Here is a 13,946-nt window from a genome sequence, read left to right as displayed (position 1 = left end):
CCTCCAAACTTATCGACATTTAGTTACTTATGTAGATAAAGCTCATTTTGTACATCTAGTAGTTTATTTTTTAATCTATGTCGGACTTTTACTTGAATATAAATTAAATAAGTCACATTCATTAAAAAAACTCTGATTTCCATAATGTATATGAAATCAGAGCGTTTTTTCGGTAGATCAAACTTCAATATTTTCAATAGGTCTTTTTTTAAAATACAAATGGCCAAATACATGAAAAAACTCCGCTTTTAATGTCTTCCCTTATTTGCTAAATAGAGGTGCTATTTTGTCAATGCGATTTGTCCAAATTCCACCTGTATAATCATCTGGAAGACGTTTTATATCTTCAGATGAGTCAAATCCACTTGAAAATCCAAGTCCATTTCCTCCTACAACGATAATTCGCGTATCTGCTTTATCCATTCGATTAAGAAAACGATTAGGCCATCCCCAAAGCAAAGGAGCTACTTTATCTGGTATATGTAACTCTCCATGCTTCATGCTTGAAGGTATGTAACCAGTCCACCCTAACGCCATATAAGTAAGAAGATCCTTTTTCATGGTTGCTTTTGACATCGTTCGTAAACTAGGAATGTGCTCTCTTATCGCAGCAATCGGCTTATCACCACCATATACTGTTAGTTGATGAAGGCGTTTCGCTGGTAGTTTCTTGAGGTAAGTAGCCAATTGGATCCCTTCATTTTCATCATCACTTTTAATATGAATAAGAAAAGAACGATCTGGAAAATGGTTAAGTACTTCATCAAGTGTTGGCATAAGATTAATCCCTTTACCACGAAACGGGAATGTTTTACCTCCATCAGCTGTATAACCGTAACCAATATCAAGTGCTTGTAATTCTTTTGTTGTAAAATCTCTTGTAACGCCTTTACCATTAGTACGGCAATCAAGCGTCCAGTCATGAAAAATAACAAAATTATTATCTTTAGTTGGTTGAACATCAAACTCTACTAGATCAGCTCCAGCTTTAAATGCAGCTTCCATAGATGGAATTGTATTTTCTAAATAAGAGTGTTCAGGTTTATTTATACGTTCTGCTGTACATGTATCACCCTCAATCCCTTCCATGCTAAATGTTTGCGAAAGTCCTCGATGAGCAAGAAGAAGAGGATTTCCCTCGTCCCTCTTCGCAAAAAAAGAACTGTTATTTACATAAACAAGTACGAAAAGAATAAAAATTATCCAAGTCGTTTTACGTTTAAGTAACTTTTTTATTTTATTCATTGTATTCTCCTCTTAAGTATTAGTTAAAATGATTTAAACAATATCCGGCATTTAAATACTTTTAAATTCTATAGCTTATCTTATTCCTTTGCAATGGAGATTATAAACAATTGCATGTTGCTATTTTTATATAAAGCAGGAGTGATACAAAGGTATTTTTTTAACTATTATGTAGTATCATTTTTAAGAAATTATGTCTACTTTAAGGCTATCTTAGTGGCGATGGACATGTAGTGCTCTCAATAATAAGTTTTCTTCCACAAACAAAAAGAACCATAACCTTACCGAAATGGCAAATTTATGGTTTAAATCACAATTTTATCCGCACAATTCTTTAACTTTTTGCAACCTACTAGTAATCGTATAATATCCCCTTATACACACATGTCTTTGTTTATTTTTTGGAGATAATTTGCAGCGAAATCTTTTAAAGACTCAGGAATTAATGTTTTTTTAAAATTCATTTTCTAATTCTACTATCTTTCTTTTACGAGCTTTTATTTTTCTTACGGGCACCCCGACATATACATACCAATCATCTAAACTTTCTTTTACCATACTCATCGCGCCAACTGCCGCTCCTTCTCCTATTACTACATTTGGAAAGATAATAGAATGCGCACCAACAATGGCATGCTTTTTTAAGATAACTTTTCCAGCTTTCACATTTTTATATTGATGTGGAACAGTCGGTCCCATTAATGTATTTCCGCTAAAATCATCAATTGCTGCATATACAATTGTTTTTGATGAAATATTTGCAAAATCATGCATTTCAATCCCCATTTCTCCTCCATATAACGCTGTATATGCCGCTATATGCGAATAACTTCCAATTGTAATTTTTCCACTTAAAATGCAAAAGTCATCGATTCTTACATTATTTCCAACAGATATAGCACCTGGATTATATATGCTGGTTTTTTTACTTATTAATACATTTTCCCCGACAGATAGAAAGCCAATTTCGCTCAACTCTTCTTGACTATAAAAACTATTCATCTGTGGACACCACCTTCTGCATTAAACACATTATAATTTTCTCTACGATTTCTTTTGTCATCCCTTCCCATAAAGGTAGACTAATTATTCGTTTTTCTATTTTATTTGTATTTGTTAAATCTGTAGACTTGTAGTTTTTAAAGAAATCTTGTTGGTGACAAGATGGTGAAAAATATGATCTAGCTTCTATCTTTTGCTTTTTCAAAACTTTTATTACTTGCATATTGTTAATTTTTTCTGGACAGAGAACAGGCATAAATTGATGAATAACTGCTTCTGTCTTTTGAACTTGCCAACCTTTTTTCAGTAATCCCGTACTTTGTAATAACTGTTTATACCATTCAGAGATACGATCTCGTTCTTGCATTTTTTGATTCCATTTATTTATCGTTGCAATCCCAATAGCTGCTGCATATTCAGTCATTTTACAGTTAAACCCCATCATCGTACATTCACGATTATGATCAAATCCAAAATTACCCATTCTTTTAATTTGATTTATCTCTTCCTCATTATGACTATATATCATACCACCTTCACCAATTCCGAAAGGCTTTGTTGCATGAAAGCTATATACAATCATACCACTAAAATTCTGACCGTAATGTATACCCTCATGCATTAATCCAAACCCTGGTGCCGCATCTACAACAACCGGAACGCCCTTTTTCTCTAATTCTTCATAGTCTTTCAAGTCCATCCATGATCCGAATGTTGCATATGGAACAACAACTGCAACCTCTTCTTTTAATTCATCAATCTTATCCAAAAGTACCGTTTTATCCATACACCAATCATCTAATGAAATATCAATAAAATAAGGCTCCAAGCCACACCAAATAGCTGCCAATGGAGTAGCAGGGAATGTAAAACTAGGCATAAGAGCATACTTTCCTTTTTTTCTTTTCTTAAATTGAATTGCCGCCATTAACCCTAGCGTTGCGTTTGCTACTGTTGTAACTGCTCCCCTGTTCTGAAAAAATTCCGACATAATTGTTTCTTCAAAACGTTGATTTATAGGTCCATAATTTGTATATATGTGGGATATATCAATTCGCTCTAATTCATCTGAGTACTCGTTTGCAGGTACAATTGACGCACGTAAAAAAGGAATATTCTCCATATGCATCTATTCCTTTCTATCATTTTCGGGCAATATAGAGCATATCCGTTTCAGATAATCCGAATTTCCTAGCAATTTCTATTCCTTGTTTCTGAGCTATGTTATACAATTCCACCTTAAAGCCCGCATCTGTTAATCGTTGAATAAATCCCGATCGATTATAAATCCTAACATGATCTTCTTGACCAAAGGCTATTTTTCTCAATAATGGCGTTACAATAGATTTATCCTCTATAATAAAATCTACATTCATTACGATTGGCACTTGAATAATTCCCCATCCATTTGGCTTTAGTACCCTATATAATTCTCGCATTGCTTTTTCATCGTCAGGCACGTGTTCCAATACATGACTACATAAAATAACATCAAAGGTATTATTTTCGTATGCAATTCTCGTAATATCAATTTCCTCCATTAAAGAATCCTTTGGTTCTAAATCCCCACATATATAAGTAATGTTTTTAAACTGGTTAAGCCATCCTCTTACCTTCACTTCAGGTGCAATATGAAGCATAGTATAATTCCTACTTAACAAATCCGTTTTCGTTTCAATGTACGCACGATATAACCTGTCTCGATCCATCGAATAGCAAACTGGACAGATACCTGTATCTTTATTCCACATCTCAAATTGATATTTCGGAAAATCATAATGTGCTGGCCAAGGGGAAAATTTTTCAAATTGTTGATTGCAATATTGGCAATAACAAATATTTTTCTCAAATATATGAGTAACTAGTTTATTTAACCCGCTTTTTATCTTTTCATTATAAATTTGATTTAGTTCTCCACTTCTTACTGCATCCTTAAGTATAAATCCCGCATTCTCCAAACAATAAGATAAGCTCTCTTTATAATCTTGTTCAGCATTTAAAAACCCACTATTATGTGCATCTGTAATTAATTCAATCCATTCTTCAATTGTCATTAATATAAAGTGCATTTGTTTTTGATTTTGTCCACTATGTTGTCTAAAGTAGCTAAGAGGTTCCTGTATATAAACTACTTTTCCTTTCCTCATCATATCTAACCAAGTTGCAATGTCATTAATGGAAGAATACGCTTTTCCCTTAAAATAACCAAATTTCCCTCCAAAAAAATTACGATTAAACAAAACCGTTGTCGGTTCTCCAACTACGTTTTTCAAGTTTTTCAACATATAATTCCCTAGTGTTTCCCCTTCAAAAATTGTAGTTTCTGTGGCAATTTTCACATTCAATGTTGAGGGTGGTAATACCTCTCCATTCTCATCAATCAGTTCACGATACGACGTCACAAATGCAATGTTTTCTAATTCAAAAAAGTATTTCATCATTCTCTCAATCTTTTCATGATGAAATAAATCATCATCTAATAAAAAATTTATATATTCACCAGTAGCAAGCTCTATACATTGATTAAAATTTTCAGCCACCAATGGATTTTCATTTTTAACATATGTTATATATTCATATTCTTTTAAGTATGGTTGGATCATTGCTTTTACTTCATCATTTGTACTATCGTCAGAAATTATAATTTCAATATTTTCATAGGTTTGATTCAAAGCACTTTTAAGGGCTAATTCTAAGTAATGAGGTCTATTGTAGGCGGGAATTAGTATACTGACTTTTGGGAGGTGCGAGTTGATATTCATACGCTGTTTTTTCTTTTCTATATTTATTTTCTTTAGCTTGATTTGTTGATAGTAGTCCAATGAATATAATATCGATGATGGGACAATTCTTCTTGCATAGTCTAGAAAATTAGTAATAGCTTTGTCTAACTCATCTTCGGAAGATAAGAAACCATATTTTTCTCCAGCAATAATACTATGCGAAAAATCTTCTACCCCATCCATCATTTTATTAGATTCATTTAACTGCTGATTTGAATGTAATCGAAAGTAACTGAGTGTCTCCGCTATATATACTGCTTTCCCTTTACTCAGTAAGGATAACCATGAAGCTATATCTACGTTGCAAAGATACCGCCTTTTATCAAACACACCATACGGTTCTGTTAAATCACTTTTACGAAATAACACCGTTGTAGGTTCTCCCATATAATTCTTTTGATTCATAATCACCATATTTCCTAATTGTGGCCCATCTATAATCGTATCTGTATAAAATAAACGCATCGTTGAATAAACATCTGGCAATAGATTTCCTTCTGCATCCATTACTTGGCGATGGGATGTTACAAGCTTAATTTCATTATCTAGGTCATTTAAAAAGTATTTCATCATTTTTTCAATTTTATTTATATGAAATAAATCATCATCCATTAAGAAATTTATATACTCACCTTTCGCTTTATGAAATAACATAAGTGAGTTCTCAAATTGTCCAAGTGTTGACCTATTTTTTATATAAATAATATTTGAATGATTATACAAATACTTTTGTAACACTTTCTCTGTTTCGTCGTTTGTACTATCATCTCCTATTATAATTTCTATATTAGGATACGTTTGTTCTAATACACTACATAAAGCTTTTTCGAAGTAGTGTGGACGATTATACGTAGGAATTAATACACTTACTAAAGGCGTTTGATTTATTTCCTTTTCATTTGTACCATTTTCCATTCTATTCCTCCGCTTTTTCATTTATTTTCACTTTTGAAATATACAAGCTATTACAAATGTACTTATTAGACGAACTAGATCTGAAAGGTGTTACGAAAAACAAGTAAATAGCTTTAAAAACAGCAGCTATGTTGGCATAGTGTAGAATAAACCTGGATAACTTTTTTCGTCCCATTCTATTTATTTATAAAATGCGGCATTCTTTTTTCAATAAATGCCTTTACCCCCTCCTTCACATCTTCTGTTTGAAATACTTTTCCAAAGTAACGAGCTTCAATCTCAAGCCCTTCTTGTAAAGGTACTGTTGCACCTTCGCGAATTGCCAACTTCATATAGGCGAGAGCTGGAAGAGAAAATTTACTTATATCCCTTGCAATCTCTTTTGCTTTATTTAACGCCTCTCCTCGAGGTGTAATGTAGTTAACCAAGCCTATTTCTTTTGCTTCTTTTGCTGTAATCGGTTTCCCTGTGAACATCATCTCTTTTGCTTTCCCTTCTCCAATTAATCTAGGTAATCGTTGGGTTCCTCCAGCCCCAGGAAATAAACCTAACGTAATTTCTGGTAATCCAATTAAAGCTTGTTCTTCTATTACCCTTAAGTCACAAGCAAGTGCTAATTCACATCCACCACCTAGTGCTAACCCATTAACAGCAGCTATCGTCGGTTTAGACAGATTCTCTAGTTGATTAAGTGGCTGTTGCAATTCTAATGATTTCATCTCGGCATATTTCTCACCTTTGCCCATCCAATCTGGAAATTCTTTTATATTCCCTCCCGCTACAAAGGCCTTTTCTCCACTTCCAGTTATAATTACGACTGAAATATCATTATCAATTTCTATTTCCTCTAATACATCTACTAATTGTTGAACTACTTCTAAACTTAAAGTGTTGACTGGTGGATTTTGAATTGTAACGATTGCAATACTTCCTTTTTTATTACAAGTTACTATTCGTTCATTCTTCATAAAAAGTCCCCTTTTAAACTCCCTAATTTTCCACAACACTAAGCATCTTCACTTCACACACCATCAGCCTAAATTTTCGAATATGGTTCCGCTTTTAGAAATTCATCAATTTATTGTATGAACTGTAGAAGCATAAAATGAGCAATCCTTTCTTGGCACCATTTTATAATCTCAACATATTTTTAAATTGTTCTTTTACTATATTAATTGGTTTCATGTTTCTTTAGTTTCCGTTACACAGTTTCTGGAGCTGAGATTAATCGTAGGAAAAATCAGATAGGGAGACTGTTACATAAGATACATTAAAGAAGGACAATTTAAGGCCGAAATAGCATGATATATAGCCATAAAAAACTATATAAAAATATATAATGATAATTTGCAGTTTTTTGTATAAATCAGTAATTACTTTAAGGATTTATTTGGGATCACCATTTCCAAAAACAAGAGCGTACGTTTAGACATAAATTAACCGGTTCCCTGTAAGATAAAGAACCGGCTATCTATTTAATGTTGTTTTGATGGGATTTTTGTCTTGTAATGGTGGTGATGATTAGTTTGATTACCATGTCTCTCTTGGTTGTTAGGCGTAATTTCATCAGCAAACTCCATATTTGCTAAATTTACTTTGGATGGAATAAATGATCTTGTTTTATTTTGAAAACCTTGAAACGTATGTTTTATAGGTTTCATCATGCTTGAATTACGTGTTGCTAATACACCTAAAACGGTTCCTAATCCTAGTAAAGAAACCCAAATCCATCCTTTATTGTTCTTCTTTTTATTTCCGAATAACTCAAACATTTGTTGAATTATTTTTTTTGAATTGAATGATGACATCAAAAAATTAAGGATATTCATTTTTGTCCCCCCTGAAAAAAATCGTAAAAAGAAACACTCGTTTCAATTTCGCATATTTTATGATGCGCTATTTTATAGGGATTTATGATGCCAACTTATACTAATAATTCTTGATTTTCAAACCGGAATTCCCTAATATTACCCAAGTGTTTTTTTATGAAATACGAGAAATAGTTTTATAAAAAAATTAAAAAGGAACTGAAAAGTTATGTATTATTAGATTGGAAATTTATCAATTCTTTTTCAATTGTCGGTTATGTAATGTCGAAAGGATGAGTAACACAAGAATCGATCCTACTAAGGCAAGTGACATATCCCATTGTGCATCCCATATATCGCCTTGCATACCTAAAAAGTCTTTTGCTGTTGTTCCTCCCTTTGCTATTTTAAAAGCTAACCATTCGATGATTTCGTATAGTGCAGCAATAGCAAGCGAAACACTTATACAAATCGTAACTAACCAAGGACCTTCGGTGAGTTGAGTTTTCCGTAATAATATTTCTCTTATCACAATTGTAAACAAGCCTTTCAACAAATGTCCAAATCGATCATAGTGATTTCGATTTAAATCAAAGACATCTTTTATCCAATTAAAAAGAGGAACCTTTGAGTATGTGTAATGACCGCCGATGAACATTATGATGGCTAGTATTGCAATAATGATATAAGAGAGAGTAGTAAAGCGAAACTTATTGTATATTGCAATTATAATGATTAGACCGAGAACGGCAGGAATAGCTTCCGCTGCCCATGACGAGTATCTTGCAGGCTTAATAACAGACCATATAAAAACTGCAGTAACAATTAATAATAAAAACAGATGAATCATTTTACTTTTGTCTCTTATCACTTTTTTCACTCCTATTGAAAGGCTTTCTGCTTAAAGTATTTGAAAAAATACAGTTTCGTATACAAAGTACTTGACACTGTTTTCCTTATTTTACACTTAAGAACAGCTCTTTTAATGGGGAAAGTGTTTTTGTCTAGTAAATATTCACATTGAAAATAGACATATTCACAGCCTTCATCAAATGCTCTAAAAGGTGTAGCTCTATATCAATGTCAAGTTAATAATGCCAAGAGAATATAGGGACGTGCGCTTTCTATAAATTTTTGTGACTAAACTAAAAATGTACATAACGAGTAAGAGGAGCATTATCAAGTTAAACATGTTCAATTGGTAACTATATATTATTTACCTATTTAAATGGAGTAGAATAATAAGAAAGGGCATGCACACTACATATTTCTCTTTCGTGAGGGAATGGTATGTATATAACAATTCAAAAATAAAGGAGAGCATCTGCATGAATTATAAGATGTTTAGGGCTATCAATCGTCTAGCTGGTCGTAACTCAACATTGGATACATTTATGATATTTATTTCACAAAAGACTCGATTGCTGTACATTTTCTTATTAGCCTTAATGTGGTTTAGAAACAATTCCTACAAAAAAATCATTTTATTTGCAGGGGTATCAGTAGGATTCGCATTATTTATAAACCGCTTTATCCAGCTCTTTTATTTTAAACCTCGTCCATTTGTTATACATCGTGTGCGTTTACTTATCCCATCAAAGAATAATTCCTCATTTCCTAGTAAACATACAGTCTTAGCATTTGCCTTAGCGACCTCCGTCTTACTTCGTGAACGTTTATTTGGCTCAATCATGTGGTTCTTAGCAATTTTGACAGGTTTTTCACGTATCTGGCTAGGGCATCATTATCCATTTGATATCATAGGCAGTGCCTTCATAGGAACCTTAACCAGTATAGCTATTGGCAATACTACATATTTATTTAATTCTTTTGTTACCTGGATTATAAATGTATATAGAAAATTAATTTTTGTGGATTTGAAACATTCCTGACGATATTTTTGATAAATCACAGCACATAATTTTGTACATTTTTTACTAAAGTTACTCTTCTTTGAAATACATTTTGCGGTAAACTCACAAATATCTAAGAAATCTCTTAATAATTGAATTTGATTCTAATTTGATATAAAGGAAAAAATGTTAAAAAATTTTAGCATACTCTTTTTCTTTAAGTAGAAGATAATAGCATAAGTATTTCTCTGAAAGGAGCAATATTTAATTGAAGAAAAGAAAATATTTACTTGCTATCATGTCTACTATTTTATCTGTAGGTTTCTTGTGCGGTTGCAATGGCGTTGATGAGAATGAGCCAGATCCAACTGAAGAACCTTCTGAAGAAATTCAAGAAAAGAATAATCAATAACTGGTTAATGTAAAAATTATCATTGGCTTAGAGCGGATTCTTACATTTAGGAGAACCTAATTGATGTAGAACAATATAAGGTAATCCAATAGAATAAAACAAGAAAAAACACCTCCTATACCTTATTTTATTAGATATGGTATAAGAGGTATTTTCTGTTTATGGGTGCATTTCAGAAATTTATACAGTTACTTCTTATTCCCTAAAATTGTCACTGTAACCAGGGCACTTGCCTTTTCAAAATACCCATACTTAGCATCCTGATTTTAAAACAAAAAGGTTACTTTCTACATAAACTAATCCCACAACCAACTAGGAAATCAAAATCTAACCGTTGTCTTCCTTAGTCAAGTAACCGTAATTAAAATCAGCTTCCTGTTTACTTATTATTGAGTAATAAGAATACTTAAGTATTTTGAAGTAAATATTATAACTGTTACAAATCAAAAGGAGGTCATTATAATGAACAAACAAAGAGCACAAGAGATTGCGGCTTCACCAGTCATGGCTAACGTAACGTATAATGGAGTTCCAATTTATATTCAAAATGTGACTGAAAATAATGAAACAGCTAGAATTTATCCTCTTAATGAACCAAATAATGAACAAGAAATTCCTTTATCCAACTTAATAGAACATTAATTGGTTACATGCTACCTCAATAAATAATTACTCAAACATACAAACATTATTGTAAGTGGTGCTTGTATGTTTGAGTAATCTTATTTTCTTCTAGCTAATTAGGTTAATAAGGATAAAAAATATTTTTGATTGGTGGTTATAATCCTCTTTAATAAAGTAGCAACAAAATACCAAATTATGGTATAATTTACTGCATAAATGACTTATTTAAATTAGTGATAACAATGGACCTCCAACGGCACCAGTAAAAATACAAAAACATGCCTCACTAGTTTAAGAGGCGCTCAAGCAAGCTTAAGTTCCCTTTCATTAAATTCAAAAGATGAAGAAGTAAAACGTGTTTGTCATGTATGTTAGAAATGAACAGCGTCATTGCTGATTTAAAGGATAGAGTTTTCGTATTAGAACGTGAAGAACCTTAATATAAAGGGTTTTAAGTAGCCTGGAGGAAATTACTATGTCTCACCTACCCGAATGGACGCTTGTCATTCTCCGCTCTGTATTCATATTAATCGTTTTATTTACTATCACAAAATGTTTAGGAAAAAGGCAAATCTCTCAACTTTCCTTTTTCGAGTACGTAGCTGGAATGACAATCGGTGGTATCGCCTCTCAAGTATCTACAGGGCTAGACCAAAAGTTTTTCCATGGTGTCTTTGCCATACTTATTTTCGCTTCGATACCTTTTTTTGTAGGAGTTCTTTCCTTAAAAAACAAAGCAGCAAGAGATTTCTTTGAAGGCAAGTCCACAGTTTTAATAAAGGATGGCAAAATACTTGAGGATAATTTAAAGAAAGAAAAGTATACCAGTGATGAATTACTTGAACTTCTCAGAGGAAGTGGGTTCTTTAGTATATCCGAAGTAGAATTTGCCGTCTTAGAACCAAGCGGAGAATTAAATGTATTATTAAAGAAAGAATCTCAACCACTTACAGCAAAAGATATTGGCTTGAAAATACCAAATAAAAAGGAACCACAAACTATTATTATGGATGGAAATGTACTAGATGAACCGCTTTCAGCTAGTGGGCATAACCGCGCTTGGTTACATTCTGAACTAGAAAAACTCGGTGTTGTCATTGAAAATGTCTTTCTCGGTCAAGTTGATTCATACGGACAACTTACTATAGACATTTATAATGATAAACTCCAAATGCCTTCTCCTCAGAACAAACCATTATTATTAGCATCTTTAAAAAAATGCTATGCTGATCTTGAGCTATTTTCTTTAGAAACGAAATCAAAAACGGCAAGTGAAATGTATAGTAAAAATGCACAGCAAATTGAAGCTATTTTAAACAAGGTGACCTACCTTCTAAAGGAATAAAAAAGGACGTTCTCACAAGCGTCCTTTTCTCAGAGTGTCGGAAAACCCTTTAAGGGTTTCCCAACACTCTGACATCTTTATAGATTTTAGCGAATGAAAACAATAAATGAGGATGGATTTGGGCTTCTTTACTAGGATTAGGAATCTTTTTAGGTGTATTAACAACGCGTAATTCAAATATGACAAGACCTAGCCAACATTCCTAGTAACAGGTCCAATAAAGCTAGGCGGCGTATCAGAGAACCGATCCACCTACAGCGAACGATTTGTAATTCTCCAGTCATAGTCGTATTGTCTCCTTGGAAACGAATCCATCAATTTTAGTCATCTTCAAAGCTCTTTACTCAGCCCTCCCTAAAAAACTTAACCCACTAATAGTATTACATACTATAAAACTATTAGTGACTCTAGGTGCACTTGAATACACCAATCGTCGCAATAAATTAATTGAAGACTCGGAGAATAACATATACGAGTGTAAAGAAATAAAAGAAATACTTCAATCACTCCCTAAAGAGAAGCAGATTGAGGTTCTTGAGAATCAAGCTCACTTTGAAGCTGTGGCAAAGATGATTGAACAAAACAATTTAATTCTTTTAGAACAGATGAAAGCTCTACAGCTAGCTCAGAAATAAGAAACTTATGATTGATTAATTCTACATACGATTCCATAAATAATGTCTCTTTATCTATACTACCAGCCTCTGTTTGTGCAGAGGCTTTTGTTATGCGTTGATTCATATTTTGAATTTGAATTGTTTCTTTCACATGTATGAATAGATCTTCTAACAAACCTGGTGTAGAATCTAATTCCTGCTTTTCAATTTCCTCTGTGACGGCACTGATAAATTCCCATAGTACTTTTGCACCTAGTATTTCTGCTAATCGTTTTTCACGCATTTCAAATGTTTTCATATTCATATTTAAACACTTCCCTTATCTAATATTTTCTTAAAAATAATTAATAAATTATTTCGTTTTAGGAAAACAATATAGAAATGAAATTCTCCCTCTAATAATTACACGTATCGTGACATTAATCTTCAAAAAAAAGAGTCCAATCAAAATTTAGTACCCTAGCTATATTCTTTGCGACAGGAACACTTGGATTTCTTTCACCACTTTCAATCATTGCATACATACTTCTAGATATTCTTGCCTTATATGCAATATAATCTTGTGTTTTCTCTTTATTTTTACGTTTTTCTAATAACCAAAACCTCATTATTCCCCCTCTTTCATTGTCACAAAATGTGTAACTAATGATTATATTACATAACAATAAGTTTAAAATCAATATTTTTTACACATTTCGTGTACTTTATTAAATGTTACATATTGTGACGTTATAATTGATGTAGAAAACACCTAAAAGGAGGTAGCATATGTTTGGCACTAGACTACACACTCTTCGAAAAGAACGCAAACTGCGTCAAGAAGACATGGCAAAACAACTAGGGATTGCTCGAACTACATATGCAATGTATGAACAAGGAAATCGAGAACCTGATTATAATACATTGATAAAATTAGCCACCTTTTTTGAAGTATCTATTGATTACCTCCTTGGTACAACTGAAATAAGACAAATTACACACGTACAAGATCCTGAGCTTTATCAATGGTTTGAAGATATAAAAAATGCGACTCCTCAAAAGCGTGAGGAATTAAAAAAGTTTTGGGAGTTTATAATACAAAGAAAAGACTAGATTATTTAAAAGACCTCCACATTGGCAGGGTTGAAGTCGTGAGTTCGAGCCGCTCCGGGGTCATACAATTAGAAACCGTGTCAAATCAATATTTGATGCGGTTTTTCTTTGTTCAAGTAACCCTCTAAAAAAGCCAGTGGTCACAGAACCTACAATAAGCATTGCTTTTTTAATAGAATTTCGTTTATATAAACCCTTAAAAACCCCTTTAAACCAACGTTTCTCCCGTAGCTCAGCAGGGAGAGCGCCA

Annotated in this window: 15 protein-coding genes and 1 pseudogene; 6 read left to right on the top strand and 10 right to left on the bottom strand. The window is 32.7% G+C overall.

Going from position 1 to position 13,946, the window contains the following annotated elements; genetic code table 11:
• Positions 1 to 261: 261 nt before the first annotated feature.
• From DN403_RS12620 to DN403_RS12590, 7 genes are all read right to left on the bottom strand, one after another.
• Positions 262 to 1,245 (bottom strand): glycerophosphodiester phosphodiesterase family protein, encoded by a 984-nt coding sequence (locus tag DN403_RS12620; protein ID WP_136983188.1) that lies wholly within the window; start codon positions 1,243 to 1,245, stop codon positions 262 to 264.
• A 453-nt stretch (positions 1,246 to 1,698) separates the two neighbouring features.
• A complete protein-coding gene (locus DN403_RS12615) occupies positions 1,699 to 2,247 on the bottom strand; it encodes an acyltransferase (protein ID WP_131250392.1) in 549 nt (182 codons plus the stop codon).
• Positions 2,240 to 3,370 carry an aminotransferase class I/II-fold pyridoxal phosphate-dependent enzyme gene (locus tag DN403_RS12610; protein WP_149185523.1) on the bottom strand — a complete coding sequence of 377 codons (1,131 nt, stop codon included), beginning with the start codon at positions 3,368 to 3,370 and terminating at the stop codon, positions 2,240 to 2,242. The genes DN403_RS12615 and DN403_RS12610 overlap by 8 nt, the downstream gene beginning before the upstream one ends.
• 19 nt (positions 3,371 to 3,389) lie before the next feature.
• A complete protein-coding gene (locus DN403_RS12605; RefSeq protein WP_149185522.1) occupies positions 3,390 to 5,945 on the bottom strand; it encodes a glycosyltransferase in 2,556 nt (851 codons plus the stop codon).
• Positions 5,946 to 6,121: 176 nt separating this feature from the next.
• A complete protein-coding gene (locus tag DN403_RS12600; RefSeq protein ID WP_149185521.1) occupies positions 6,122 to 6,913 on the bottom strand; it encodes an enoyl-CoA hydratase in 792 nt (263 codons plus the stop codon).
• 507 nt (positions 6,914 to 7,420) lie between these two features.
• Complete coding sequence (locus DN403_RS12595; RefSeq protein WP_149185520.1) at positions 7,421 to 7,774, bottom strand: hypothetical protein; 354 nt, start codon at positions 7,772 to 7,774, stop codon at positions 7,421 to 7,423.
• A 232-nt stretch (positions 7,775 to 8,006) separates the two neighbouring features.
• Positions 8,007 to 8,624, bottom strand: coding sequence for a DUF2238 domain-containing protein (locus tag DN403_RS12590; RefSeq protein WP_149185519.1), 618 nt, complete (start codon positions 8,622 to 8,624; stop codon positions 8,007 to 8,009).
• 457 nt (positions 8,625 to 9,081) lie between these two features.
• On the opposite strand from DN403_RS12590, the gene DN403_RS12585 reads away from it, so the two are divergent.
• The 5 genes and pseudogenes from DN403_RS12585 to DN403_RS12570 all read left to right on the top strand — a co-directional run bounded on the left by DN403_RS12585 (position 9,082) and on the right by DN403_RS12570 (position 11,987).
• On the top strand, positions 9,082 to 9,645 hold the full coding sequence (locus DN403_RS12585) for an undecaprenyl-diphosphatase (protein WP_149185518.1): 564 nt from the start codon (positions 9,082 to 9,084) through the stop codon (positions 9,643 to 9,645).
• Positions 9,646 to 9,874: 229 nt separating this feature from the next.
• The gene (locus DN403_RS31125) at positions 9,875 to 10,018 is read left to right on the top strand and encodes a hypothetical protein (protein ID WP_000746491.1); all 144 of its coding nucleotides are present in this window, start codon (positions 9,875 to 9,877) and stop codon (positions 10,016 to 10,018) included.
• Between the two features lie 462 nt (positions 10,019 to 10,480).
• The gene (locus DN403_RS12580) at positions 10,481 to 10,660 is read left to right on the top strand and encodes a small acid-soluble spore protein H (protein ID WP_001041682.1); all 180 of its coding nucleotides are present in this window, start codon (positions 10,481 to 10,483) and stop codon (positions 10,658 to 10,660) included.
• Between the two features lie 249 nt (positions 10,661 to 10,909).
• A pseudogene (locus DN403_RS12575) lies at positions 10,910 to 11,082 on the top strand (DUF1657 domain-containing protein); the annotation flags it as partial.
• A gap of 35 nt (positions 11,083 to 11,117) precedes the next feature.
• A complete protein-coding gene (locus DN403_RS12570) occupies positions 11,118 to 11,987 on the top strand; it encodes a DUF421 domain-containing protein (protein ID WP_149185517.1) in 870 nt (289 codons plus the stop codon).
• Positions 11,988 to 12,497: 510 nt separating this feature from the next.
• On the opposite strand, the gene DN403_RS12560 is transcribed toward DN403_RS12570, so the two are convergent.
• Positions 12,498 to 12,908: a hypothetical protein gene (locus DN403_RS12560; RefSeq protein WP_149185516.1), complete on the bottom strand. Its 411-nt coding sequence runs from the start codon at positions 12,906 to 12,908 to the stop codon at positions 12,498 to 12,500.
• Positions 12,909 to 13,023: 115 nt separating this feature from the next.
• Entirely contained in the window at positions 13,024 to 13,212 is a 189-nt protein-coding gene (locus tag DN403_RS12555; RefSeq protein WP_078205477.1) for a helix-turn-helix transcriptional regulator, read from the bottom strand.
• Between the two features lie 160 nt (positions 13,213 to 13,372).
• Between DN403_RS12555 and DN403_RS12550 the strand changes: the two genes are divergently transcribed.
• A complete protein-coding gene (locus DN403_RS12550) occupies positions 13,373 to 13,696 on the top strand; it encodes a helix-turn-helix domain-containing protein (protein ID WP_088058199.1) in 324 nt (107 codons plus the stop codon).
• A gap of 60 nt (positions 13,697 to 13,756) precedes the next feature.
• Here DN403_RS12550 and DN403_RS31545 read toward each other — a convergent pair.
• On the bottom strand, positions 13,757 to 13,946 hold a 190-nt coding region (locus tag DN403_RS31545), incomplete at its 5' end, for a hypothetical protein (RefSeq protein ID WP_218948237.1).

The sequence above is a fragment of the Bacillus sp. AY2-1 genome (assembly GCF_008368965.1).
GTDB lineage: Bacteria > Bacillota > Bacilli > Bacillales > Bacillaceae_G > Bacillus_A > Bacillus_A thuringiensis_S.
The sequence above is the reverse complement of the archived record's forward strand: the minus strand, read 5'-3'. Positions and strand labels throughout refer to the sequence as shown.

Bases quoted from the DNA above. Each gene is read 5' to 3' on its own strand.
- DN403_RS12570 (WP_149185517.1), top strand. From the start codon at position 11,118: ATGTCTCACCTACCCGAATGGACGCTTGTCATTCTCCGCTCTGTATTC.
- DN403_RS12550 (WP_088058199.1), top strand. From the start codon at position 13,373: ATGTTTGGCACTAGACTACACACTCTTCGAAAAGAACGCAAACTGCGT.
- DN403_RS12620 (WP_136983188.1), bottom strand. From the start codon at position 1,245: ATGAATAAAATAAAAAAGTTACTTAAACGTAAAACGACTTGGATAATT.
- DN403_RS12585 (WP_149185518.1), top strand. From the start codon at position 9,082: ATGAATTATAAGATGTTTAGGGCTATCAATCGTCTAGCTGGTCGTAAC.
- DN403_RS12615 (WP_131250392.1), bottom strand. From the start codon at position 2,247: ATGAATAGTTTTTATAGTCAAGAAGAGTTGAGCGAAATTGGCTTTCTA.
- DN403_RS12610 (WP_149185523.1), bottom strand. From the start codon at position 3,370: ATGGAGAATATTCCTTTTTTACGTGCGTCAATTGTACCTGCAAACGAG.
- DN403_RS12605 (WP_149185522.1), bottom strand. From the start codon at position 5,945: ATGGAAAATGGTACAAATGAAAAGGAAATAAATCAAACGCCTTTAGTA.
- DN403_RS12580 (WP_001041682.1), top strand. From the start codon at position 10,481: ATGAACAAACAAAGAGCACAAGAGATTGCGGCTTCACCAGTCATGGCT.
- DN403_RS12600 (WP_149185521.1), bottom strand. From the start codon at position 6,913: ATGAAGAATGAACGAATAGTAACTTGTAATAAAAAAGGAAGTATTGCA.
- DN403_RS12560 (WP_149185516.1), bottom strand. From the start codon at position 12,908: ATGAATATGAAAACATTTGAAATGCGTGAAAAACGATTAGCAGAAATA.
- DN403_RS12595 (WP_149185520.1), bottom strand. From the start codon at position 7,774: ATGAATATCCTTAATTTTTTGATGTCATCATTCAATTCAAAAAAAATA.
- DN403_RS12555 (WP_078205477.1), bottom strand. From the start codon at position 13,212: ATGAGGTTTTGGTTATTAGAAAAACGTAAAAATAAAGAGAAAACACAA.